Origin of the sequence: Kocuria salsicia, from assembly GCF_039532055.1 — a bacterium.
Classification (GTDB): Bacteria; Actinomycetota; Actinomycetes; order Actinomycetales; family Micrococcaceae; genus Kocuria; species Kocuria salsicia.
In genome coordinates this window covers 172,429-196,023 of the sequence record NZ_BAAARF010000007.1, presented here as the reverse complement: position 1 = coordinate 196,023, position 23,595 = coordinate 172,429, and the positions used below count along the sequence as shown (strand labels likewise).

The 23,595-nt window shown below is 70.3% G+C and carries 19 protein-coding genes; 11 read left to right on the top strand and 8 right to left on the bottom strand.

Annotated elements, in window-relative coordinates; all coding sequences use genetic code 11:
- Nucleotides 1–164 precede the first annotated feature (164 nt).
- From ABD264_RS07125 to ABD264_RS07115, 3 genes are all read right to left on the bottom strand, one after another.
- The gene (locus ABD264_RS07125) at nt 165–1,109 is read right to left on the bottom strand and encodes an HpcH/HpaI aldolase/citrate lyase family protein (protein ID WP_144940791.1); all 945 of its coding nucleotides are present in this window, start codon (nt 1,107–1,109) and stop codon (nt 165–167) included.
- Between the two features lie 548 nt (nt 1,110–1,657).
- Nucleotides 1,658–4,423: an ATP-dependent RNA helicase gene (locus ABD264_RS07120; protein WP_344205162.1), complete on the bottom strand. Its 2,766-nt coding sequence runs from the start codon at nt 4,421–4,423 to the stop codon at nt 1,658–1,660.
- A 36-nt stretch (nt 4,424–4,459) separates the two neighbouring features.
- Nucleotides 4,460–5,473: a sugar phosphate isomerase/epimerase family protein gene (locus tag ABD264_RS07115; protein ID WP_303104391.1), complete on the bottom strand. Its 1,014-nt coding sequence runs from the start codon at nt 5,471–5,473 to the stop codon at nt 4,460–4,462.
- 269 nt (nt 5,474–5,742) lie between these two features.
- On the opposite strand from ABD264_RS07115, the gene iolC reads away from it, so the two are divergent.
- The 8 genes from iolC (at nt 5,743) to ABD264_RS07075 (ending at nt 15,739) form a co-directional block, all read left to right on the top strand.
- Nucleotides 5,743–6,717 (top strand): 5-dehydro-2-deoxygluconokinase, encoded by a 975-nt coding sequence (gene iolC, locus ABD264_RS07110; protein ID WP_303104393.1) that lies wholly within the window; start codon nt 5,743–5,745, stop codon nt 6,715–6,717.
- Nucleotides 6,714–7,646: a Cgl0159 family (beta/alpha)8-fold protein gene (locus ABD264_RS07105; protein ID WP_344205160.1), complete on the top strand. Its 933-nt coding sequence runs from the start codon at nt 6,714–6,716 to the stop codon at nt 7,644–7,646. Before iolC ends, ABD264_RS07105 begins: the two co-directional genes overlap by 4 nt.
- Before the next feature lie 17 nt (nt 7,647–7,663).
- Nucleotides 7,664–9,592 (top strand): 3D-(3,5/4)-trihydroxycyclohexane-1,2-dione acylhydrolase (decyclizing), encoded by a 1,929-nt coding sequence (gene iolD, locus ABD264_RS07100; RefSeq protein WP_344205158.1) that lies wholly within the window; start codon nt 7,664–7,666, stop codon nt 9,590–9,592.
- Between the two features lie 9 nt (nt 9,593–9,601).
- Nucleotides 9,602–11,107: a CoA-acylating methylmalonate-semialdehyde dehydrogenase gene (locus tag ABD264_RS07095; RefSeq protein ID WP_303104398.1), complete on the top strand. Its 1,506-nt coding sequence runs from the start codon at nt 9,602–9,604 to the stop codon at nt 11,105–11,107.
- Between the two features lie 248 nt (nt 11,108–11,355).
- Nucleotides 11,356–12,270 (top strand): sugar phosphate isomerase/epimerase family protein, encoded by a 915-nt coding sequence (locus tag ABD264_RS07090; RefSeq protein ID WP_303104400.1) that lies wholly within the window; start codon nt 11,356–11,358, stop codon nt 12,268–12,270.
- Between the two features lie 78 nt (nt 12,271–12,348).
- On the top strand, nt 12,349–13,329 hold the full coding sequence (locus tag ABD264_RS07085) for a Gfo/Idh/MocA family protein (protein WP_303104402.1): 981 nt from the start codon (nt 12,349–12,351) through the stop codon (nt 13,327–13,329).
- 42 nt (nt 13,330–13,371) lie between these two features.
- Nucleotides 13,372–14,253 carry a sugar phosphate isomerase/epimerase family protein gene (locus tag ABD264_RS07080; protein ID WP_303104404.1) on the top strand — a complete coding sequence of 294 codons (882 nt, stop codon included), beginning with the start codon at nt 13,372–13,374 and terminating at the stop codon, nt 14,251–14,253.
- 25 nt (nt 14,254–14,278) lie between these two features.
- The gene (locus ABD264_RS07075; RefSeq protein ID WP_303104405.1) at nt 14,279–15,739 is read left to right on the top strand and encodes a sugar porter family MFS transporter; all 1,461 of its coding nucleotides are present in this window, start codon (nt 14,279–14,281) and stop codon (nt 15,737–15,739) included.
- A gap of 71 nt (nt 15,740–15,810) precedes the next feature.
- On the opposite strand, the gene ABD264_RS07070 is transcribed toward ABD264_RS07075, so the two are convergent.
- The 4 genes from ABD264_RS07070 to ABD264_RS07055 all read right to left on the bottom strand — a co-directional run bounded on the left by ABD264_RS07070 (nt 15,811) and on the right by ABD264_RS07055 (nt 19,786).
- Complete coding sequence (locus ABD264_RS07070; protein ID WP_303104407.1) at nt 15,811–17,022, bottom strand: Gfo/Idh/MocA family protein; 1,212 nt, start codon at nt 17,020–17,022, stop codon at nt 15,811–15,813.
- 97 nt (nt 17,023–17,119) lie between these two features.
- Nucleotides 17,120–18,019 (bottom strand): sulfite exporter TauE/SafE family protein, encoded by a 900-nt coding sequence (locus tag ABD264_RS07065; protein WP_303104409.1) that lies wholly within the window; start codon nt 18,017–18,019, stop codon nt 17,120–17,122.
- The gene (gene iolB / locus ABD264_RS07060) at nt 18,009–18,917 is read right to left on the bottom strand and encodes a 5-deoxy-glucuronate isomerase (protein WP_144940803.1); all 909 of its coding nucleotides are present in this window, start codon (nt 18,915–18,917) and stop codon (nt 18,009–18,011) included. Before iolB ends, ABD264_RS07065 begins: the two co-directional genes overlap by 11 nt.
- 131 nt (nt 18,918–19,048) lie before the next feature.
- On the bottom strand, nt 19,049–19,786 hold the full coding sequence (locus ABD264_RS07055) for a GntR family transcriptional regulator (protein ID WP_144940806.1): 738 nt from the start codon (nt 19,784–19,786) through the stop codon (nt 19,049–19,051).
- Between the two features lie 150 nt (nt 19,787–19,936).
- Between ABD264_RS07055 and ABD264_RS07050 the strand changes: the two genes are divergently transcribed.
- From ABD264_RS07050 to ABD264_RS07040, 3 genes are all read left to right on the top strand, one after another.
- On the top strand, nt 19,937–20,893 hold the full coding sequence (locus ABD264_RS07050; protein ID WP_144940810.1) for a 1,4-dihydroxy-2-naphthoyl-CoA synthase: 957 nt from the start codon (nt 19,937–19,939) through the stop codon (nt 20,891–20,893).
- A gap of 11 nt (nt 20,894–20,904) precedes the next feature.
- Nucleotides 20,905–22,086 carry an AMP-binding protein gene (locus tag ABD264_RS07045; RefSeq protein ID WP_295108225.1) on the top strand — a complete coding sequence of 394 codons (1,182 nt, stop codon included), beginning with the start codon at nt 20,905–20,907 and terminating at the stop codon, nt 22,084–22,086.
- Between the two features lie 193 nt (nt 22,087–22,279).
- Entirely contained in the window at nt 22,280–23,164 is an 885-nt protein-coding gene (locus ABD264_RS07040) for a 1,4-dihydroxy-2-naphthoate polyprenyltransferase (RefSeq protein ID WP_344205152.1), read from the top strand.
- A 104-nt stretch (nt 23,165–23,268) separates the two neighbouring features.
- Here the strand turns inward: ABD264_RS07040 and ABD264_RS07035 are convergent, their stop codons facing one another.
- A complete protein-coding gene (locus tag ABD264_RS07035; protein WP_094395048.1) occupies nt 23,269–23,547 on the bottom strand; it encodes a DUF4229 domain-containing protein in 279 nt (92 codons plus the stop codon).
- Nucleotides 23,548–23,595 lie beyond the last annotated feature (48 nt).

The following is a 23,595-nucleotide window of genomic DNA, read 5'->3' as shown; positions in this document are numbered from 1 at the left end:
CAGCAGTGATGCTGCCCTCCAGATGCTCCAGTGCCTGGAAGAACGCGTCCTTCACCTCATGAGACGCCATGGTCCTCGCAACTCCCCAAAAATTCAGGGCGTTGCGAGGACCACTAGAAACTGCCGATCTGGTGGCGCGGCGTCGTCACTGCATCAGCTGCGTCTCAGCAGTGGTAGGTGTCCGTGGGGGCCTCGAAGTGCATGTCGTAGCCCTCGGGCAGGCGCATGCCGAACGCCGTGGCCAGACCGAGCACCTTGCGGGCACGGGCCAGTCGCGGCAGGTCGGAGCCGTTGCGGATCTGCCCGCCCTCGGCCTCGAACTCCTGCAGGAACTCGGTGGCCCAGGACAGCTCGCTCAGGGAGGGCGAGAGGCCCTCGTTCACGGTGGTGGTCTGCTCGGGCATCAGGCACAGCTTGCCGGTCATGCCGAACTCGTCGGTCACCCCGGTGGCCTCCGCGAGCTTGGCACCCAGCGCACCCACGGCGGGGCCGTCGATGGGACCGGGCAGATTGGCCGCGCGGGACGCGATGGTGAACTGCGAGCGCGTGTAGGCCAGCGCCATGGGGTTCTCGCCGAAACCGGTGTCACGGCGGTAGTCGCCGATGCCGAACGCCAGGCGGTAGGTGGAGCGCGCGGTGGCGATGTCCTGGAGGTTCTGCACGCCGCGAGCGGTCTCCACGAGCGCCACGATGCGCGTGCCCCGCAGCATCTCCGCGGTGCGGGTCACGTGCTCGGGGGACTCCGTCATCGCGAGCATCACCCCGTCCAGGCCGGAGACGTCCCGCAGTGCGCGCAGGTCGTCCTCCCACCACGCGGTGCCGAAGCCGTTGATGCGCACCCACGCGCGGTTGTACTGGCCGTCCTTGCCGCGGCGGCCGAGCCACTGGATCACGTTCTCCCGGGCCTGAGCCTTGTCTGCGGGCGCCACGGAGTCCTCGACGTCCAGGACCACGGCGTCCGCGGCGCTCTGCGCAGCGGCGTCGAAACGGGCGGTGTGTGAGCCGTTGACGAGCAGCCACGAACGGGCGAGCTCCGGGCCCACGGTGGGCATCTCGGACGGGTCGATGGTCATGGTGTCGGCTTCGGTGTCGGCAAACGTGGTGGTCATGGTGTCACTTCGCGATCTGTGTCTGAGAACGGACACGCCCCCGCGGTCCTGGTGCGCTCTCGCGGCGGGCGCCGCGCGGCGGTCCCGGAGTGGACCTCCGGGCGGTGCCGCACGACATCGGAGCTGCCGGTCCGAGCGTGGGGGACGGGGTGGCGCGGGTCGGCCTGCGCGCCGGGCCAACCGTGGGTTTGGAACGGTCGGCGCGGGTTCGGCCGCCAGTCGTGGTGCCCCACGACCCCACGTCGTCGAGTGGATGTCACCGGATGGACGGGTGGAGTCGTCGCGCGCACGATGACGCGCTCGGGCAGTAGCGGTGAGCCCACCGTAACGCAGGTCACACGGCGAACTCAAACGCCCGCCGTCGGGCCCCCTCGGCCCCGCCCGCCGCGCGGATTTCCGGTGGGGGCACCCGCCCCGCGGGTCCTGGACAAGGAGGGTGGTTCCTCGGCACGGCAGGCGGCCCCTCGGCACGGCAGGCGGCCCCTCGGCACGGCAGGCGGCCCCTCGACATGGCGGGCGGCACGACGACGCCGCGCCACGCGCCGTCGTCACCCGTCCCGCCGCAGGGCGCGCGAGGTCTTGGCCGTGGCCACCGCGTTCCACGGGTCCTCGGGCCAGGGGTGCTTGGGGTAGCGACCCCGCATGTCCGCACGGACCTGGGCGTACGGCCCGGACCAGAAGGACGCGAGGTCATCGGTGATCGCGAGGGTGTGCCGGCCCGGAGAGAGCAGGTGGAACTGCACGGGGACGCGCCCGTCCACCACCCGCGGGGTCTGCGCCCAGCCGAAGCACTCCTGCAGCTTCACCGCGACCACCGGGGGCTGGGCGGGGTCCTCGGCGGAGAAAACCGGCGGGTAGTCGATGCGGGCGGTGTTCCCGCTGGGCACAGGCAGGCGCGGGGGCACGAGTTCGTCGAAGCGGGCCGCGTCCGGCCAGGGCAGCAGTCGCCGCAGGGCGTCGGCCACGCGGACGGAGCGCAGGGAGGCCCCGCGGGTGACCTCGCGCAGCTCGGGGCCGAGCCACTCGTCCAGCCCTGCGGTGAGAGCGGTGTCGTCCACGGCAGGCCACGGGGCTCCGAGGTGACGGTGGAGCAGGGCGAGGCGGGCGCGCAGGGCGAGGGCGGCGTCGTTCCACGGCAGCAGGTCGAGGCCCTCCCGGGCCAGCGCGTCCCGGACGGCGGGTCCTGCGGTCTCCGCGTCCGCGCGGACGGGGGTCGAGGACAGCTCGATGGCGCCCACCGCGCGCACCTTGCGGGTAACCACGCGACCGTCCGCGAAGTTTGCCCGCACCTCCTCCCGGGCCAGCGCTCCGGCCACCAGCAGTGCGGTGTCCCGGTCCAGGGGCGCGGCGGCGCGGATGACAGCGCCGGTTCCCGCCGCCGCACGGCCCTCGGCCCGGCCCAGCTCCGCGGCGGCCAGCCACTCGTGGTGGCGCAGCGGGCTCCCGGCCTCCAGCCCCGCGCGGGTTCCGGAGGCCAGCAGCCACTGGTCGCCGCTCGTGTCCACCCGGTGGGCGATCCACTCCGGCCGGGCGAGCGCGACGACGGCGCCCTCCCGGGACTCGCGAGGCACCGCCGCCGACGGCGCGCAGTTGAGGGTCGGATCGTGGCCCTCGGCAGGTACGGGGCGTTTCCCGGCGTGGCCGCGCGCGGTATCCCGCCGGGCGGCGGGGACCTGTTCGGCACGGCCGCCTTCAGCGCCACGGTCCCTGGTGCTGCGGTACCCAACGCTGCCGTGCGCGGCATCCCGGTTCTCGACGCTCCCACTCTCCGAGGCACCAGGGTGCCGGGCGATGCGTTCCAGGCGTGCGACGTCGCGCGTCCACCGCTGCGCCTCGCTCCCCCGGCCCGAGCGCAGCCCCCGCAGGTGGGCGGGGATGTCCGCCGCCTGGATCCTGGGGGCTTCGGAGAGTGCCGCGAGCACCTCGGCGGTGAGGCGCGGTCCCACGAGACCGGAGCCGTCCAGCAGGGCACGGCCCCAGCGCGGATCCACGGGCAGTGTCACGAGCAGGCGGCCGAGGGCCGTGGCGCGTCCGTGCCCGGCCACGGCGCCGAGCTCGCGCAGCACCTCCTCGGCATCGGCCCGGGCACGGGGTGGCAACGGGTCCGGCAGGGCGAGCCCGTCTCCCCCGGGCGCGCCCCACACGGCGAGCGCGAGGCACGCGAAGGTGAGGTCCGCGGTGCGCACCTCGGGAACCGTGTGGGCCGGCATCGCGCCCCAGGCGGCGTCGTCGTAGCAGCGCACCACGGTGCCCGGGCCCTGGCGCGCGGCGCGGCCGGCACGCTGTGCCGCCGAGGCCTTGGAGGCCGAGACGGTGACGAGGCCGGAGATCCCCCGCCCGGCGTCCCGGCGAGGCTGGCGCGCGAGGCCGGAGTCCACCACGAGGCGCACGCCCGAGACCGTCAGGGAGGACTCCGCGAGGGATGTGCTGACCACGATCCGCGGCGGATCCCCCGGGGCGTGGCCCGCGACCGCGCGGTCCTGCTCGCGCGGGGTGAGCTGGCCGTGCAGCTCGAGGACCTCGACGCCGGGGCTGCGCAGCTCGGCGGCCACCCGGGAGACCTCACGGGCCCCGGGCAGGAAGACGAGGGCGTCCACGGCGGGGTCCTGCGCCAGGGCCCGGCGGTGCGCGTCGGCCGTCGTGCGGGCCACGTGGGAGAGGAACGCGGGCGTGACCCCGCGCTCGTCAAGGCGCTGCGGGCCGGGCTGCCACATGACGTCGAGCGGGTGCAGTGCGGACGGGCAGTCCACCACCGGAGCGGGCTCGTCGCCGCCGAGCAGCGCGGCGAAGCGGGCTGCGTCCACGGTCGCGGACATCGCCACCACTGTGAGGTCCTCACGCAGCTGCCGCAGCTCGGCGAGCATGCCCACGAGCAGATCCGACTCCACGCCGCGCTCGTGCACCTCGTCGAGCACCACGGCGGCGGTGCCCGGCAGCTCGGGGTCCGCGAGCAGGCGGCGCAGCAGGATGCCGGGCGTCACGAACTCCACGCGGGTCCGCGCACTCACCTCGCGCTCGCCGCGCACGCTCCAGCCGACGACGTCGCCGGGTCGGGTGCCGCTCAGCGCGGCAAGTCGGCGCGCGGCGGCCCGCGCGGCGACCCGCCGGGGCTGGACGACGACGACGCGGCCGGGTGCGGCGGCGGCGTCGCCCGCCACGAACTCTGCAACGACAGGCGGGACCACCGTGGTCTTACCTGTGCCGGGTGGGGCCTGCACCACCGCGACGCCGCCGTGCAGGGCCTGGCGCAGCTGTGGGACGGCCCGCGCGAAGGGCAGGTCTCGGCCGATCCGGTCCAGGTCGAAGAAGGGCATGGCCCCAGTATCGCGGAGGGCCCCGACGCGCTCGGCTCAGCGCAGCCCGGCGAGCTCCGCGGCCTCGTGGAGGGTGTCGGTGGCCAGGCGCAGCCCGTCCTGCACGGACATGGACGTGTCCTCGTGCTCGATGTTCACGCACATGGTCTCGCCCGCGGCGCACTCCACCTCGGACAGTGCGCGCAGGAACTCGGCCCAGTAGCCGGCGCCGTGCCCCACGCCGACGGTGACGAAGTCCCACGAGGAGTCCCGCGGCCACTCGTTGACGTACTCGTCCCCGCCCATGTTCGTGCGCTTCTCCTCCGGGCAGAGACGGCGGAAGCGCTCGTCCAGCACGCCCGCGATTTCGCAGTTCTCCCGGTTGATGCGGATGTCCTTGGCTGCGGCGTGGAACGTGAGTCCCCCGAGCCAGCGCACGCATGCCACCGGGTCCATGAGCTGCCAGAACAGGTGGGAGGCGTCCAGCTCCACGCCGATGTTCGTGGCACCGATGCGGTCCACCAGGCGCTTGATCGTGGGCGGGTTGAACACGAGGTTCTGCGGGTGCAGCTCGAGGGCCACCTTCACGCCGTTCTCGCGGGCCAGGGCGTCCACCGGCTCCCAGAACTCCGCGAGCCGGTCCCACTGCCACTCCAGTGAGTCCAGGGCGTGGGAGCCCCATGTGTTCACGTTCCACGCCGGGTACTTCCCACCGGGGTCCGAGGCGGGCAGCCCGGACATGGTCACCACGCGGGTCTGCCCGAGGGCGGCCGCTGCACGGATGGAGCGCTTGATGTCCTCGGCGTCCTCCGGACCGATCGCGGGGTCCGGGTTCAGCGGGTTGCCGTTGCAGTTCAACCCCAGGATCTCCAGCCCGCGGTCCTCGAAGCGCCGACGGTAGGCGTCCGCGGCGGCGTCGCTGCGCAGGATCTCGTCCACGGGAAGGTGAACGGGCGGCAGGAAGCCCCCGGAATTGACCTCCATGCCGTCCAGGCCGAGAGCGGCCACCTGGCCCAGGGCGTCGTCGAGGGAAAGGTGGTGCAGGATCGCGTTGTAGACACCGAACTTCACGGCTGTGCTCCTCTCGGCCCAAAAATGGCGCGGTGGCGCCGTCCGGGGCTCGTGCGGGTGGTGGTGCGGTGGTCGGGACCGTGTCAGGACCAGGGCCGAGCACCGGCGGTCGGGTGCCGGCGCGACCGGGACGGTCGTGGCCGGCACGGTCCAGGCTAGAACACTTTTCGCACTTTGTCTGTACAAAGGTTTGACAGGACATATGTCCTCGGGTCAGACTGGTCACACACCGCGGATCACCCCGCACCGTTCGACGGAAGGACCGGCCCGTGAGCCATGACCTGCTGACCATGGGGCGCATCAGCGTGGACATCTACCCCAACGACATCGGGGTGCCGCTGTCGGAGGTGACCTCGTTCGGTAAGTACCTGGGCGGCTCACCGTCCAACGTGGCGGTGGCCGCCGCGAAGTACGGCCGCCGCACCGCCGTGCTCACCCGCACCGGTGACGACCCGTTCGGGGAGTACCTGCACACCGAGCTGCGCCGCTACGGCGTGGACGACTCGATGGTCTCCCCCGTGGCCGGGCTGCAGACGCCGGCCACGTTCTGCGCGATCATGCCGCCGGAAGACTTCCCCCTCTACTTCTACGGCCGCTTCCCCACTGCACCGGACTGGAAGATCACCCCCGAAGAGATCGACACCGCCGCCGTGCGGGACGCCGCCGTCTTCTGGTCCACAGTCACGGGCCTCGCCCAGTCCCCCGCCCGCGAGGCCCAGCTGCACGCCCACGCCGCCCGGCCCCGGGATGGGCTCGCCGAGGGCCAGCACACCGTCCTGGACCTGGACTACCGCCCCATGTTCTGGGACTCCGCGACCGAAGCCACCGAGCAGGTCCGCAAGAACCTGGCGTACGCGAGCATCGCCATCGGCAACCGCGAGGAGTGCGCCGTCGCCGTGGGTGACGGTTCCCCCGAGGAGCAGGCGGACCGGCTGCTGGAAGCCGGCGTGAGCACCGCCGTCGTGAAGATGGGGGCACAGGGGGTGATGGCCCGGACCGCCACCGAGACCGTGGTCTCCGCACCCCTGCCCGTGGAGACCGTCAACGGCCTGGGCGCCGGGGACTCCTTCGGCGGGGCGTTCGTGCACGGGCTGCTCTCCGGGTGGCCGCTGCAGAACGTGCTGGACTTTGCGAACGCGGCCGGCGCCATCGTGGCCTCGCGGATCGCGTGCTCCGAGGACATGCCGCTCGAGCAGGACGTCATGGCGCTGCTCGACGAGCGCGGTCGGGGGTTCCAGGCATGAGCACCCCGCCCACCACCTCCGCGCTCGTGACCCCGCCGGAGCTCGGCTCCACGGATCCCGCACGCTACGCAGACCTCACTCGGATCCGCCTCGAGGACCCCGACGCCGTGCAGCGCGCAGCGGATGCCCGCGTGTGCCACGCCCGCCCCGTCTACGGCACGCAGAACTTCATCGTCGCCGCGGACCACCCGGCACGTGGCGCGCTGTCGGTGCGCGGTGTGCCCGGCGCCATGGCCGACCGCCGGGACCTGCTGGACCGGTTGCGCACCGCCCTGGCGAACCCGGACGTCGACGGCGTGCTGGCCTCCCCGGACATCCTCGACGACCTCCTGCTGCTGGGCGCCCTCGAGGGCAAGCTGGTCTTCGGCTCCATGAACCGCGGCGGGCTCGCAGGGCTGGTCAACGAGATCGACGACCGCTTCACGGGCCACACCGCCCGTCACCTCAAGCGCCTGGGCGCGGACGGCGGGAAGATGCTCACCCGCATCCACTACGGGGACACCGCCACCACGCAGGCCCTGGAGAGCACCGCCCGCGCCGTGGACGCGCTCGCCGAGCAGGGGCTCTACGCGATGGTCGAGCCGTTCATCTCGGAGACCGTCGACGGAAAGGTCCGCAACGACCTCTCCCCCGACGCCGTCATCACCTCCGCGGCGATCGCGTCCAGCCTCGGTGCCACGAGCGCGTACACGTGGATGAAGCTGCCCGTGGTCCCGGAGATGGAGCGCGTCCTCGCCTCGACCACTCTGCCCACCGTGCTGCTGGGCGGTGACCCCAGCGGCGCCCCGGAGGAGATCTTCCGGACGTGGTCCGAGGCCCTCGCGCTGCCTGGCGTCCAGGGCCTCACCGTGGGCCGCACCCTGCTCTACCCCGAGGACGGCGACGTCGCCGGCGCCGTGGCCACCGCGGCCTCCCTGCTCCGCAAGTGAAGGAAACGAGTCGACACATGACACAGAAGCTCTCGATCGCCCAGGCCGTGGTGAAGTTCCTGGGCAACCAGTACACGGTGGACGAGATCGCGGGCGAGCGGTTCCGCGAGCGCACGATCCCGGGCACGTTCGGCATCTTCGGGCACGGCAATGTGGCCGGTGTGGGGCAGGCGCTGCGCCAGTTCCAGGAGCTCGAGCCGGAGCTGATGCCCTACTACCAGGGCCGTAACGAGCAGGCCCAGGTGGACCAGGCTGTGGGCTACGCGCGGCACACGCGGCGTCGTCAGACCTTCGCAGTGACGACGTCGGTCGGGCCGGGTTCCACGAACATGGTCACCGGCGCGGCGCTCGCCACCACCAACCGGCTGCCGGCGCTGCTGCTGCCCTCTGACGTCTTTGCCACCCGCGCCACGGACCCCGTGCTGCAGCAGCTGGAGCGCCCGGACGCGTACGACGTCACGGTCAACGACTCGTTCCGCCCGGTCAGCCGCTACTTCGACCGTGTGTGGCGCCCCGAGCAGGTGTTCTCCGCGCTGCTCAACGGCATGCGCGTGCTGACGGACCCCGTGGAGACGGGTGCCGTGGTGATCTCGCTTCCGCAGGACGTGCAGGCTGAGGCCGTGGAGGTCCCGGACGAGTTCCTGGCGCCGCGCGAGTGGCGCATCCGCCGCCCGGAGCCCGAGGACGTGGACGTGCGCGCCGCCGTCGAGCGCATCCGTGCCGCTCGCAAGCCCGTGGTCATCGCGGGCGGCGGCGTGGCCTACGCGTTCGCGCAGGACGAGCTGCGCCGCTTCGCCGAGGCCACGGGCATCCCGGTGGCCTACACGCAGGCCGGTGTGGGCGTCATGGACTGGGACCACCCCCAGTGCCTGGGAGCCGTGGGCTCCACCGGGTCCACTGCGGCGAATGCGATTGCGCGGGACGCGGACCTCGTGATCGGCATCGGGACGCGCTACGAGGACTTCACGACTGCCTCGCGCACCGCGTTCCAGAACCCGGACGTCTCCTTCGTGAACATCAACGTGGCGAGCTTCGACGCATTCAAGCACGGCTCCACCGTGCCGATGGTGGCGGACGCCCGCAAGGCGCTCGTCGCACTGAACCGCGCCACGGAGGGCATCCGCGTGAGCGAGGCGCTGAGCGCCGAGGTCGCCCGCGAGAAGCAGCGCTGGGACGGGATCGCGGACGAGGCCTTCGCCGAGCGCTTCCGACCCGTGATGTCCCAGAACGAGGTCATTGGCCGGGTCAATGAGGCCATGGACGAGCGCGACGTCGTGATCTGCGCGGCCGGCTCGCTGCCCGGTGACCTGCACAAGCTGTGGCGCGTCAAGGACCCGTACGGCTACCACGTGGAGTACGCGTACTCCTGCATGGGATACGAGATCCCGGGCGGGCTGGGCGTGAAGCGGGCCGTGCTGGACCACGGCGAGGACCGCGACGTCGTCGTGACCGTGGGCGACGGCTCGTACCTGATGATGCACACGGAACTGGTCACTGCGGTGGCCGAGGGCCTCAAGCTCATCGTGGTGCTGCTGCAGAACCACGGCTACGCCTCGATCGGCGCGCTGTCCGAGTCCCTGGGCTCGCAGCGCTTCGGCACCAAGTACCGCTACCTGGACGAGGCCGAGCACAGCTTCGACCACGGGGACACCCTGCCCATCGACCTCGCGACCAACGCCGAGTCCCTGGGCGTGCGTGTTATCCGCGTGAACCCCGGGGAGAACGTGGGGGCGGACCTCTCGGAGGCCGTGGCCCGAGCCAAGGCCCTGCCCGAGGGATCCGGGCCCGTGCTCATCCACGTGGACACCCTCCTGGAGGCGAACGCACCGTCCTCCGAGTCCTGGTGGGACGTCCCCGTCACGGGAGTCTCCGAACTCGCCTCCACCCAGGAGGCCTACCAGACGTACCAAGCCCAGAAGTCCACGCAGCGTCCGCTGCTCGGTTAGGAGAAGCACATGCCCACTGAGATCCTGCACTTCATCGACGGCCGCGAGGTCCCCAGCGCCGGCGACGCCCGCCAGGACGTCTACAACCCCGCCACCGGGAAGGTAACCGGCACCCTGCACATCGGCGAGCAGGACGAGTTGAAGGCCGCCGTCGCGTCCGCACGGAAGGCCGCCGAATCCTGGAACGACATCTCGATCGCCAAGCGCACGGCCGTGCTCTTCGCGTTCCGCGAGCTGATCCACGCGCACACGGACGAGCTCGCGGAGATCATCACCTCCGAGCACGGCAAGGTCTTCTCGGACGCCAAGGGCGAGGTGGGCCGCGGCCTGGAGGTCGTGGAGTTCGCGTGCGGCATCTCCGAGCACCTCAAGGGCGAGTTCTCCGAGCAGGCCTCCACGGGCATCGACGTCTACTCGTTCCGCCAGCCCCTCGGTGTGGTCGCGGGGATCACGCCGTTCAACTTTCCGGTGATGGTCCCCCTGTGGATGGCTCCCGTCGCGATCGCCGCAGGCAACACCTTCATCCTCAAGCCCTCCGAGCGTGACCCCTCCGCCGCCCTTCTCATGGCGCGGCTGTGGAAGGAGGCCGGGCTGCCGGACGGCGTGTTCAACGTGCTGCACGGCGGCAAGGAGATGGTGGACGGCCTGCTGACCCACGATGACGTGGACGCGATCTCATTCGTGGGCTCCACCCCGATCGCCAAGTACGTCTACGAAACAGGTACGCAGAACGGCAAGCGCGTGCAGGCCCTGGGCGGTGCCAAGAACCACGCGGTCATCATGCCCGACGCAGACATGGACAGCGCCGCGGAGCACCTCAACGCGGCCGCGTTCGGCTCCGCCGGCGAGCGCTGCATGGCCATCTCCGTGGCCGTGGCGGTCGGCAACGCCGCTGACCAGGTGATCGCAAGGGTCAAGGCCCTGGGCGAGGGCGTCACTGTGGGCGACGGCATGGAGAAGGGCTCGGACATGGGCCCGGTCATCACCCCGCAGGCCAAGGAGCGCATCACACGCATCATCACCGAGGCGGAGCAGGACGGCGCGGCTCTCGTCCTGGACGGGCGCGATCTCGTGGTCCCCGGCCACGAGGATGGCTTCTTCGTGGGACCCACGATCATCGACAAGGTCCGCCACGAGATGTCCGCTTACGAGGAGGAGATCTTCGGTCCGGTGCTCGTGGTGCTGCGGGTGGACTCCCTCGAGGAGGCCATCAAGGTCATCAACGCGAACCCGTACGGCAACGGCACCGCGATCTTCACCCAGAACGGTGCGGCCGCGCGCACGTTCCAGCGCAAGGTCACGGTGGGGATGATCGGCGTGAACGTGCCGATCCCCGTGCCGGTGGCGTGGCACTCCTTCGGCGGCTGGAAGAACTCGCTGTTCGGGGATCTGCACGTCTACGGTCCGGACGGAATCCGCTTCTACACTCGTGGCAAGGTGGTCACGCAGCGCTTCCCCGAGCCCGAGAGCATCTCCGGGGCATCCTTCAGCATGCCCACGAGCGGGGACCACTGACCGGTCCGCTCCTCTGAAGCACGGTGCCCCGGTGCCCCCCGCTACTGCGGGGGGGGCACCGGGGCACCTCTTCCTCCGCCGTGAGGCTCACCTCGGCCTCCCATGGCCGGAGCCGTGAGTCACATGGCAGAGAACTCCCCGAGGTATCGCACATCACACCGGTGATTGATACTATGTCCTAACATACGGATGAATAGCGGCCCCAAGCACCAAAGGGCCACGATCGACGACGAAAGCGTGATTCCAGCATGAGCGAGAACGAGCTGATCATCGGCACCGCCCCCGACTCCTGGGGTGTGTGGTTCCCGGAGGACGAGAAGCAGACGCCGTGGCAGCGCTTCCTCGATGAGGTCGTGGAGGCTGGCTACTCATGGATCGAGCTGGGCCCCTACGGCTACCTGCCCACCGATCCCGAGACCCTCGCGCGGGAGCTGAAGGCCCGGGACCTGAAGATCAGCGCTGGCACCGTCTTCACGGCGTTCCACCGCGGTGCCGGCACGTGGGACGAGGCCTGGGAGCCCGCCCGCCGCGTCGCCGAGCTGACGGCCGCGATGGACGCGAAGCACGTCGTCGTGATCCCCGCCCTGTGGCGGGACGACAAAACCGGTGAGGCCGTGGAGGAACGCACCCTCAACGAGCGGCAGTGGGAGGACCTCGCTGCGGGCCACGACCGCCTGGGCCGCACGCTGCAGGAGGAGTTCGGACTGTTCCAGCAGTTCCACTCCCACGCCGACTCCCACGTGGAGACCATGCCCCAGATCGAGAAGTTCCTGGCGATGACCGACCCCTCCCTGGTCACGCTGTGCCTCGACACCGGCCACGCCGAGTACGGCGGGGCCTCCTCCGTGGAGCTGATCCGCAACCACCCCGAGCGCATCGGCTACCTGCACCTGAAGCAGGTCCACCCTGACGTCCTCGCCCGGGTCCGGGCCGAGGACATGACCTTCAAGGACGCCACCGCCGCGGGCGTGATGTGCGAGCCACCGCAGGGCCTGCCGGACCTGCGCGAGGTGATCGAGCACGCCGAGCACCTCGGGCGGCCGCTGTTCGGGATCGTGGAGCAGGACATGTACCCCGTGGCCAACTTCGACGACCCCCTGCCCATTGCATCCCGCACGTGCAACTACCTGCTCTCGTGCGGCTCGCGCGCCACGGTGGCCTGAGGCGCCACTGCCCCCACTCCTGCCCCGTACCGTTGCGGCAGAGCTAGCACTGACTCCACCGAAAGGACCACTGACACCATGAGCGAAGACCTGAGGATCGCCGTCATCGGCGCAGGACGCATGGGATCGGACCACATCGAGCGCATCCACCACCGCATGGAGCGCGCGCGGATCGCGGCAATCGTGGATATCGACGAAACCAGGGCGCGCGCCGCCGTGGAGGGCATCGACGGCGCGCGCGTGTACACCGACTTCACCGAGGCCATTGCATCCGGCGAGGTGGACGCGGTGCTGATCTCCACACCTGGCTTCCTGCACGAGGACGTCCTGCTGCCCACGATCACCCAGGGGCTGCCGATCCTGTGCGAGAAGCCCCTGACCCCGGACTCCGCGTCCGCGTGGCGCGTGGTGCAGGCCGAGTCCGCGATCGGACGCAAGCTCATCCAGGTGGGGTTCATGCGCCGCTTCGACGCCGGCTACCAGCGCATCCAGCAGGCCGTGGCCTCCGGGGAGCACGGCGAGCTGCTCGCCCTGGACTGCGAGCACATCAACCCGGGCGTCCCCGCCGGCTACACGGGCAGCAACCTCATCGACGACACCGTGGTCCACGAGTTCGACGGAGTGCGCTTCCTCACCGGCGAGGAAATCGCCTCCGTGCAGGTGCGCACGGGCAAGAACTCTTGCCACGTGACCACCGAGGGGCTGCAGGATCCCGCTCAGATCCTCATGGACACCGGCTCCGGGGTGCGCGTCTCGGTGAACACCCACGTCACCGCGCAGTACGGCTACGCCGTGACCACCCGCGCCTCCTTCGAGAAGATCCACCTGAACGAGGGCGTGGACCAGGTGTACCCCGGTTTCGAGGAGAGGTTCGTGGACGCGTACGACACCGAGGTCCAGGACTGGATCGACGGCTGCCTGCGCGGCGAGGTGGCGGGCCCTGACGCGTGGGACGGCTACGCCGCGGCGGCGTGCTGCGAGGCTGGCCTTCGCGCGGTCGCAGAACCCGGGACCACCGTGGCCGTGGAGCTCGAGCAGAAGCCGGAGCTGTACCGCTGAGCGGTCCGAACCGACACTGAGACTGGCACTGAGGAGACCATCGTGAAAGTCGCGCTCGACCCCACCCCTTTCCACTCCACGCACTCGCTGCTGGAGTTCCCCCGCGTGGTCAAAGACCTGGGCTACGACTACCTGCAGATGACCCCGCACCAGGACTTCATTCCGTTCTTCACCCACCCCAAGGCGGATGACCAGCTGCTCGCAGACTTCTCGCGGGCCCTCAAGGGAGCGGACGTGCAGATCGCCTCCATCCTCCCGGTGCTGCGCTGGTCCTCCCCCGTGGAGGAGGAGCGCGAGGCAGCCGTGCGTAAGTGGAAACGCGTGATCCAGATCGCCGTGGACCTGGGCGTCACGCAGCTGAACACCGAGTTCTCCGGGCGCCCCGAGCGCTACGAGCAGTCCGAGAACAGCTTCTACCGCTCCATGGAGGAGCTGCTGCCGATCATCGAACGCGAAGGTCTCAATGTGGCGATCGACCCGCACCCGGACGACTTCGTGGAGCGCGGACTGGACGCGTGGCGGGTGATCCGGGGCCTGAACTCCCCGAGCATCGGCCTCACGTACGTGGCGTGCCACACCTTCCACATGGCGGACGACCCACTGGAGATCATGCGTGCGGCCGGCTCGCGGCTGCGCGTGGTCCACGTGGCGGACACCATGGACCACCACCGCTCCCACGGGCTGCGCTACATCACCAATCCTCCCGGCAACCCCGTGCGCGTCCACCAGCACCTGAAGATCGGTGACGGGGACGTGAACTGGGACGAGTTCTTCTCGGGTCTCGCGGAGATCGGGTTCCTGGACAACCCGGACACGGTCATGGTCTCCAGCGTCTTCGCCGAGAACGAGAACGCCCCCGAGGTCTCCCGCTACCAGTTGGAGACCATGCAAGAGAAGATCAACGAGGCCACCAGCGAGCGCTGACCGGCTGACAGGCAAAGGAGCCACCATGTCGCACCACCCACCCGCAGGCCACACGGCCGACAGACCCGGGACCAAGGAACTTCCTCCTCTGACCCAGGGCCCGCACACCAGACGTCTCGGCATGGTGGCCCTCGTGGCCACGTTCGGCGGGCTGCTCTTCGGCTACGACACCGGCGTGATCAACGGCGCGCTGCTGCCGATGTCGGAGGAACTGGGCCTGGATGAAAAGACCGAGGGCACGGTGACGAGCACGCTGCTCGTCGGCGCCGCCATCGGCGCCGTGTCGATCGGGCGTCTTTCGGACGGCTGGGGCCGCCGCAAGACGATCCTGCTGCTAGCCGTCCTGTTCTTCCTCGGCACGCTGGCCTGCGTGTTCGCCCCCGGCCTGGCCGCGCTGCTGGTGGGTCGCTTCCTCCTGGGTCTGGCCGTGGGCGGCGCCTCCACCGTGGTTCCGGTCTTCCTGGCCGAGCTCGCCCCCTACGAAATCCGGGGATCCCTCTCGGGTCGCAACGAGTTGATGATCGTCATCGGTCAGCTCGCGGCGTTCACCGTCAACGCCATCCTCGGCAACACGCTGGGCCACCTCGACGGCGTGTGGCGCATCATGCTTGCGGTGTGCGCCATTCCTGCGATCTTCCTGTTCTTCGGCATGCTGCGCATGCCGGAGTCCCCCCGATGGCTGATCTCCAAGGGCCGCTACGACGAGGCCCTCGAGGTGCTCAAGACCGTCCGCTCGGGGGAACGCGCGGAGGCGGAGATGGGCGAGGTGGAGCGCGTGAGCGAGCTCGAGGCCAAGGAGCACGAGACAGGCATCTCCTCGGTGCTCAAGAACAAGTGGCTGCTGCGCATCTTGCTCGTGGGCGTAGCCCTGGCCGTCTTCCAGCAGCTCACCGGCATCAACTCGGTGATGTACTACGGCCAGATCATCCTGCGCGATGCCGGCTTTGGCGCGGACGCCGCCCTGATCGCCAACATCGCCCCGGGCGTGATCGCCGTGGTCGGTGGGTTCATCGCCCTCTGGATGATGGAGCGGATCAACCGCCGCTCCACGATCATCACCGGCTACGTTCTGGTGACCATCTTCCACCTGCTGATCGGGCTGTCCGCAGCCTTCTTCCCGGAGGGCAACGCGGCCCGTCCGTTCGTGATCCTGGTGCTGGTCGTGTGCTTCGTGGGCTCCATGCAGACGTTCCTGAACGTGGCCACGTGGGTGCTGCTCTCGGAAATCTTCCCGCTGCACATGCGCGCGGTGGGCATGGGCTTCGCGGTCTTCTGCCTCTGGATGGCCAACGCCGCCCTGAGCTGGGTGTTCCCGTCCCTGATCGCGGGCATCGGCATCAACGGCTCGTTCTTCAGCTTCGCCGCCGTCAACGCCGTGGCTGCCGTGGTGATGTGGAAGTTCCTTCCCGAGACCCGTGGACGCTCGCTGGAGGCGGTCGAGGAGGACGTCACCACGGGCGCCATCTTCACTGTCCGCAAGAAGTAGCGCACTCCCCCGCACAGAAGAACGCCCGGCCCGCTGTCAGCGGGCCGGGCGTTCTGGCATGGGGCGCGGGATCAGCGGCCGATGGATACTTCCCTGCCGCCCTGCGCCGCAGAGTCCGCGATGGCCTGGATGATCTCGAGCGTGTGCAGCCCGTCCGCGAAGGACGCGCACGGCAGCAACCCACCGGTGTCCCCGAGCACCTGACCGAGGAACGCGCGGGCCTGGATCACGAAGTTCTCGTTGTAGTTCCAGCCGTTGCCGGGAGCGTCCATCGCGCAGGAGTTCGCGAACAGCGGCGTCTGCGGATTGATGAGCACGCGCCGGGGTCCGCGTGTCTGGTAACCGGCCTGGGCGTCGTCGTACTCGAACTCCGCCGGCTTGTCGATGCGCCACGAGGCGTGCGCCTGGGGACCGGCGATCTGGTAGCTCTGCCCGTTCGGGGAGCCGAAGGCCACGCGGGAGATCGTGTAGGTGCCGATCGCTCCGTTGGCAAACGTGCAGGTGAACGTGAGGAAGTCCTCGTTCTCCACGGGTTCCACCTCGTCCGAGACCTCCGCGTGGGCGTGTCCCACCACGTTGCCCACGGGCAGGGGACGCTCCTTGTGGATCGTGTCCATGAAGGCCCCGCGCACAGCGGTGATCGGGCCGTTGAGGAATTCGCCCGTGTCGATCACATGCGAACCGAGATCTCCCAGCGCACCCGAGCCGGGTGCTCCCTTGTAGCGCCAGGACATGGGCGCGCGGGGGTCGCACGAGTAGTCGCACAGGTAGGTGGCGATGAAGTTGCTCACCGGGCCGAAGTCTCCGCTCTCCAGCCGTTCCCGGATGGCGTTCAGCGCGGGCGTACGGCGCACGGTGTACCCCGTGGCGGTCACGAGGGGACGCCCGGAGGAGTCCGTGCTCGCACCGTACTGGCGTTCGAGCTCCACCATGGCCTGCGCATCCTCGAGGTTGCCCGCCAGCGGTTTCTCGCACAGCACGTGCTTGCCGGACTCCAGCAGCCCCTGGGCGATCTCACGGTGCAGGGCGTTGCCCACCACGATGCTCACGGCGTCGATGCTCGGATCCTCCGCCACCTGGCGCCAGTCCGAGTACGTCTTCTCGAAGCCGTACCGCCGGGTGGCGTCCTCCCCGAGCGGCACGTTGGCGTCCGCGACGGCCGCCAGCCGGATTTTCGGGAAGTCCGAACTGTAGATGGAACCGGCCTGGCGGTACCCGTAGGCGTGGGCGCGCCCGGCCATGCCGGCTCCGATGACGGCAACGGACAGTTCCTCAGTGCTCATGGCGATCCTCACTCAATGATTCGGTTGTTAGTATGTCCGAACAATCATCCAGGGGTGGTGAAGACCACGTCAAGGGGTGTCACGAGCTGACACCCCCTCACACCAGCAGGTACAGCGCTCCCAGCAGGGTCACCGCGATCACGGCGGTGTCGAAGACGTTCTGCGCGATCCGGGCGAGGGCCCACTTGCCCACCAGCGCTCCGACCACCACGCCGGGCACGAGGACCGCGTCCAGCACGAAGGTACGGGTGGTGATGAGCCCCAGGCCCACCGAGACCGGGACCTTGAGCAGGTTCATGGTCACGAAGAACCACGCGGCGGTCCCCAGGAACGCGTGCTTGGGGAACCGTGCGGCCAGGAAGTACATGGACATCACCGGCCCGCCCGCGTTGGCGACCATCGTGGTGAACCCGCCGAGGGCCCCGTAGCTGGCCGCGGTGAGGCGAGTGGCACCCTGGGACTCCTCGGACGACGCGACGACCTCGCCGTCTCCGGCTCCCGAACCGGTCGTCACCCCGGACGCCCCGCCCGAACCGGACGCTGCCCCGGAACCCGGGGCCACCCCGGAACCGGACGAACCGCCGTCGTCCCCCGCAGCGTCACCGGCCACCGCCTCCTCCGCCTTCCGCCGCGCACGGCGCTGCCACAGCGTGATCCCCATGAGCAGGATCAGCAGGATGCCGATGACCCGGCGCACCAGCGAGTCCCCGGCGAACGCGAGGAACACGCCGCCCACCGCGAGGCCCACGATCACCGCGGGCATCATCCGCACCAGCGTGGGCCAGTGCGCGTGGCGGCGGTAGTTCCACAGCGCAAAGCAGTCGCCCACGAGCAGCAGCACGAGCAGCGCCCCGGTCGAGGCCTTGGCGGGCAGGATCGCGGCGAACAGCGCCACCGCGAGGGTATTGATTCCGGGCAGGGCGGTCTTGGAGAACCCCACGAGCAGGGCCCCGCAGACCAGCCCCGCCCAGGCGAGCACCGTCAGGTCAGGAAGCACTGTGGGACCACCCGCCGAAGGGCAGACGCGGGTCCACGTCAGCCTCGGCCCACTGCTGCCGCACCCAGCCGTGGTGGGGGTCGTCGCTGATCAGCCACTCGCGCACCGGGCCCGGCCCCGCCATCACGTTCAGGTAGTACATGTCGTAGCCGGGAGGGGCCATGGCCGGGCCGTGCCAGCCATAGGGCACCAGCACAACGTCACCGGTGCGCACCTCCGCGTTGACGTCGATGGGCCGCTCGTCGGAGGCGTAGACACGCTGGTAGCCGATGGCGTCCGTGGCCCCGGCAGGCGCGTCCGGCGTCACGCGGGTCTCGAAGTAGTAGATCTCCTCGAGCCGGGTCTCCTGCCCTTCCTTCTCCTCGTCGTGCTTGTGGGGAGGGTAGGAGGACCAGTTGCCGGCCGGGGTGAGCACCTCGCACACGATGAACCGGTCCGCCTCCAGCGCGGCCGGAGTGCCGAAGTTGCGGACCTCGCGCGAGCAGTTGCCTGCACCGCGAAGCTCCAGGGGAGCCTCGTCCCTGCGGACCAGCCGGGTGGGGTACTCCTGGCTGGCCGGGGCGCTCGCCACGGCCACGCGGGTGCCGTGCTCACCGCGCAGCTCCAGGGACTTCTGCACGCCCGTGTAGAGCACGTCCGTGGGCCCGTGGAAGACGGACTCACGGCCGTCGAGCTCGTAGCTCTCACCGGCCACGACCGCCGCCACGTCCCCCTCCAGTGGGATCACAATGCGCTCCTCCGCGGCGGCCTCCAGTGTCACGGGCTCCGAACCGAGCGTCACCGTGCGCAGCCCGGTGTGCTCCCAGCCGGGCACGTCCAGCCGCGAGTCGTGCCCGCCGATCGAGAGATCCCACGGCGCCTGGGCCGCGGTTCCTGCGGGGTAGAACCAGTCAGTCATCGGTCGTTCCTTTCATGGGTGGAACAAGCCTCGGTGCGGTCGCCGCGTTCGCACGGGTCGCGGGTGGCGAGGTTCGAGTCACGGCGGGCGACGACGACGCCGCACACCTCTCTCCGCACGCCTGCACCGGGCTACGCGGAGAGGGTGAGCTCGAAGGAGTAGGAGTCCCCACGGTAGAGGTGCCGTCCGGTCTCCACGCGGCGACCGATGTCGTCCGTGGCCGTGCGGGACATCGTCACCAGGGCAGAACCCTCCGAGGTGCCCAGCAGCTTCGCCTGCTCGGCGGACGCCACGGCAGCCCCGATCTTCTGGGTGGCCACCCGAAAGTTCACGCCCTCCCGTCGCAGGATCTCGTAGAGGCCGCTGTGCTCGAGCTCCTCCCGCTCGAGGGTAGCGATCTGCGGGGACACCCAGTTCTCCATGATTGCGAGCGGCTTGCCGTTGCGGCCGCGCAGCCGCCGCAGGTGGTAGACCGGCGCACCCTCCGTGATATTCAGCGTGCGGGCAATCTCCTCGGGGGCGGAGACCTCCCTCAGGGACAGCACCTCGGTGGAGGGTCGGGAGGCGTCCTGGGCGAGGTCGTCGTAGAGGGAGGTCAGCCGTACCGGGCGGCGCACCTCGGACGCCACCACCTGAGTACCCACCCCGCGCTTGCGCACGAGCAGCCCCGAGCGAACCAGCTCATCCATGGCTTTGCGAACCGTGGGGCGGGAGAGGTGCAGGGTCTTCGCGAGGGACAGCTCGTTCTCGAGCATGGTCCCCGGCTGCAGCTCGCCCTCAGTGATCGCGGACTCGATCCCGTGGACGAGCTGATGGTACAGGGGCACCGGCGAGGCTCTGTCGATGGTGACGGTGGATGGAAACGACATGACTCTCCCGGATCAGCCCGACTAACTTGTCTCATTGTAAGTACATAGTGCCCGTATCGGTCTACCCGCGGGTCACTCACGGTCTGGCCCTGGCACCTCACCCCTCTCCCGCAGCCTCCGGTGCCCCTGCCCCGTCCTACAGTGGTACCCATGACCAACGCGCAACTTCCGGACCGGGTGTCCGAGATCTTCGACCCCCAGCAGTGGCGTCCCGTGGAGGGCTTCGCCGAGCTCGAGGACATCACCTACCACCGCGGCGTGGAGCGCGCCGCGGACGGCTCCGTGGTGCGGGACCTGCCCTGGGTCCGCATCGCGTTCGACCGCCCGCAGGTGCGCAACGCGTTCCGCCCCGGCACCGTGGACGAGCTGTATCGCACGCTGGACCACGCCCGCATGTCCTCGGACGTGGGCGCGGTGATCCTCACGGGCAACGGGCCGTCCTCGAAGGACGGCGGCTGGGCCTTCTGCTCCGGTGGCGACCAGCGCATCCGCGGCCGGGACGGCTACCACTACGCCGGGGGTGAGACGGCGGACTCGATCGACCCCGCCCGCGCCGGCCGGCTGCACATCCTGGAGGTGCAGCGGCTGATCCGCACGATGCCCAAGGTGGTCATCGCTGCGGTGTCCGGGTGGGCCGCCGGCGGCGGGCACTCCCTGCACGTGGTGTGCGACCTCACGATCGCCTCCGCGGAGCACGGCAAGTTCAAGCAGACGGACGCCACCGTGGGTTCGTTCGACGCCGGTTACGGCTCAGCGCTGCTCGCGCGCCAGGTGGGCCAGAAGTTCGCCCGGGAGATCTTCTTCCTCGCGGACGAGTATTCCGCCGCGGACATGCACCGGATGGGTGCCGTGAACCGTGTGGTCCCGCACGAGCAGCTCGAGTCCACGTCCGTGGAGTGGGCCCGGAAGGTCACCTCGCAGTCCCCGCAGGCCGTGCGCATGCTCAAGTACGCGTTCAACCTCCCGGACGACGGCATGGTGGGCCAGCAGGTGTTCGCCGGCGAGGCCACCCGCATGGGCTACATGACGGACGAGGCCGTCGAGGGCCGCGACGCTTTCCTCCAGAAGCGGGACCCTGACTGGTCCGCGTTCCCCTACTACTTCTGAGGGGGCGCACCGTGTCACCGCTTCCTGGCACCCCTCTGACGGCGCCCACGCGGGAGTCCCTGCCGGGCGACGTCGTCCTGCTCGACGGTCCCGTTGCCGGAGACCCGCTCGACCTGCTGCCCCGCCTGGAGACGGTGCTGTCCCGGCCTGGGCCCGCGGTGGTCGTGGCGACGTCCGGATCCACGGGCCGGCCCAAGAAGACGGTCCTGAGCACCGCGGCGCTCGATGCCTCCGGGCGTGCCACCGAGCGAGCGACGTCCGGGCCGGGCCAGTGGCTGCTGTGCCTGCCCGCCCACTACGTCGCCGGTCTGCAGGTGCTGGCGCGCTCGGTGCTCGCGGGGACGAGCCCGGTGGTCATGGCCGGTGAGCACTTCACCTCCGCCGCGTTCGCGGACGCCGCCGAGGACATGGACCACCCGGTCCGCTACGTCTCAGTGGTTCCGACGCAGCTGCAGCGGATCCTGGACCCGGCTGACGGCCCGGCGGACCCCCGCGCCGTCGCCGCTCTCGCGCGCTTTGACGCCGTCCTCGTGGGCGGCTCCGCGCTCACCCCGGACTTGGCCGCGCGCGCCGCGGCGGCCGGTGTGCGCGTGATCCGTACCTACGGCATGTCCGAGACGTGCGGGGGGTGCGTGTACGACGGCGCGCCCCTGGACGCCGTCGACGTCCGCCTGCTTCCCGACGACGCGACCGCCGCCGGCGAGGGACGGATCTGGTTGGGCGGAGCCGTCGTCGCGGAGGGATACCTGGACGACCCGGAGCAGACCGCCGCCCACTTCCGCGTGATGGACGGCCTCCGGTGGTACCGCACGGACGACCTCGGTGCCGTGGACGAACGCGGGACATTGTCGGTGCTCGGCCGCACGGACGACGTGGTCAACACCGGAGGCGTGAAGGTCTCCGCCGGGCTGGTCGCCCGCGCTCTGCAGGCGGACGAGAGGGTCCGCCAGGCCCTCGTGACCGGGGTGCCGCACCCGCAGTGGGGTCAGAGCGTGGCGGCGGTGCTCGCCTCCCGCCCCGGAACGGACGCGGCGGCGCTCGAACGCGAGCTCTCCGCAGCCGTGCGCAAGTCGCTCGGTGCTCCCGCGGTCCCCAAGCTCTGGCGTCACGTGGCGCAGCTGCCCATGCTGCCCACCGGAAAGCCGGACCGGGCCGCGGCCGCCGCGCTGTTCACGGACGGCCTCGCGACCTGACCCCGGGCCCGCACACCGGGCAGCAGAGGCCACCTCCCACCTGAGTCCCCCTGCGCGCTCCCCCAGGCTCTCCGACCCCACAGCCACCCGCGATGGCCGCTGGCGCTCGCCAGCCCTCCTCGGCGTGTGCGCGTGCACAGCACGTGGAACAATGAGGGGAACTCGTCTTCCGTCCTCGAAAGGTTGTTGCACCGTGGCCACACCAGCTCAGTGGGTCGAGGGGGCGCGTCTGCGGACGCTGCCCATGGCCGCGGCACCGGTCATCGCCGGCACCGCCGCCGCGCAGGCGCTGCACGCGGCACACCTCGTCCCCGCGGTCCTGGCCCTGCTCGTGGCCCTGCTGCTGCAGATCGGCGTGAACTACGCGAACGACTACTCGGACGGCGTGCGCGGCACCGACGACGAGCGCGTGGGCCCCCTGCGCCTCACCGGCTCCGGGGCGGCCACGCCGCGACAGGTCAAGCTCGCCGCCTTCGCGTGCTTCGGGTTCGCCGCGGTGGCCGGGGTGACCCTCGTGGCGCTCTCCGGGCAGTGGTGGCTCGGCGTCGTCGGCGTGCTGGCGATTGCGGCCGCGTGGGGCTACACCGGTGGCAAGAAACCGTACGGGTACATGGGCCTGGGAGACATCTTCGTCTTCATCTTCTTCGGACTCGTGGCCACCCTCGGCACCACGATCACGCAGGCGGGTCGCCTGAACCTTGACTCCTGGGTGCTCGCAATCTCCACGGGCCTCTTCGCGTGCGCCCTGCTGATGGCCAACAACATCCGGGACATCCCCGGTGACGAAGTGGTCGGCAAGCGGACCCTGGCGGTGCGGCTCGGCGACCCCCGAGCCCGGCTCGCGTTCACCGCAGAGCTGTTCGTGGGCATGGTCCTGCCCCTGCTGACCGTCCCCCACAACCCGTGGGTGCTGCTGGTCTACGCCATGAGCCCCCTGGCGGTGGGTGCCGCGATCACCGTGCTCAAGAGCACCGAGCGGCGCGGTCTGATCCCCGTGCTCAAGCAGTGCGGGTTCATCAGCCTGGGCGTCACCGTCCTGTACGCCGTGGCGGTGCTCGTCTTCCAGTACGTGGGCTGAGCCGCTGCAGAGCTACGACGGCGCCAGCCGCTCCCCTCTGCCGTGACACGGCGACGCGTGTCGAAGCAGGGTGGAGCTGGCGAGGTGTTGCGGGCCCGGACCTCTCAGACGTCCTTGCGTGCCTCTGCGTCCGTGTAGGAGTCCTCGTACTCCTGGTCCTCCAGCGCCACGCGGTTCTGCGGCTTGGGAGAGCGCGAGATGAACCGGTGGAAGTCCTGACCGGCCGCATAGTGCAGCTTGGGAAAAAAGATGTAGCAGACAGCAAACGCCGCAATCACGGCCGCGATCCCGGAGAAGACCAGCCCGAGGCCCAGGTAGAGGCACAGCACGAACAGCGCCACCAGGATGCCCAGGCGCAACAGGGAATACTTCAAGAAGTTCACGGGCCCAGTCTAGGCGGCCGCGCTGGATGCTCCCCGAGGCCGCGACAC

Excerpts from the sequence above, each read along its gene's own strand:
- ABD264_RS07125 (WP_144940791.1), bottom strand. The coding sequence starts at position 1,109 with ATGACCACCACGTTTGCCGACACCGAAGCCGACACCATGACCATCGAC.
- ABD264_RS07120 (WP_344205162.1), bottom strand. The coding sequence starts at position 4,423 with ATGCCCTTCTTCGACCTGGACCGGATCGGCCGAGACCTGCCCTTCGCG.
- ABD264_RS07105 (WP_344205160.1), top strand. The coding sequence starts at position 6,714 with ATGAGCACCCCGCCCACCACCTCCGCGCTCGTGACCCCGCCGGAGCTC.
- iolD (WP_344205158.1), top strand. The coding sequence starts at position 7,664 with ATGACACAGAAGCTCTCGATCGCCCAGGCCGTGGTGAAGTTCCTGGGC.
- ABD264_RS07095 (WP_303104398.1), top strand. The coding sequence starts at position 9,602 with ATGCCCACTGAGATCCTGCACTTCATCGACGGCCGCGAGGTCCCCAGC.
- ABD264_RS07090 (WP_303104400.1), top strand. The coding sequence starts at position 11,356 with ATGAGCGAGAACGAGCTGATCATCGGCACCGCCCCCGACTCCTGGGGT.
- ABD264_RS07085 (WP_303104402.1), top strand. The coding sequence starts at position 12,349 with ATGAGCGAAGACCTGAGGATCGCCGTCATCGGCGCAGGACGCATGGGA.
- ABD264_RS07075 (WP_303104405.1), top strand. The coding sequence starts at position 14,279 with ATGTCGCACCACCCACCCGCAGGCCACACGGCCGACAGACCCGGGACC.
- ABD264_RS07070 (WP_303104407.1), bottom strand. The coding sequence starts at position 17,022 with ATGAGCACTGAGGAACTGTCCGTTGCCGTCATCGGAGCCGGCATGGCC.
- iolB (WP_144940803.1), bottom strand. The coding sequence starts at position 18,917 with ATGACTGACTGGTTCTACCCCGCAGGAACCGCGGCCCAGGCGCCGTGG.
- ABD264_RS07055 (WP_144940806.1), bottom strand. The coding sequence starts at position 19,786 with ATGTCGTTTCCATCCACCGTCACCATCGACAGAGCCTCGCCGGTGCCC.
- ABD264_RS07050 (WP_144940810.1), top strand. The coding sequence starts at position 19,937 with ATGACCAACGCGCAACTTCCGGACCGGGTGTCCGAGATCTTCGACCCC.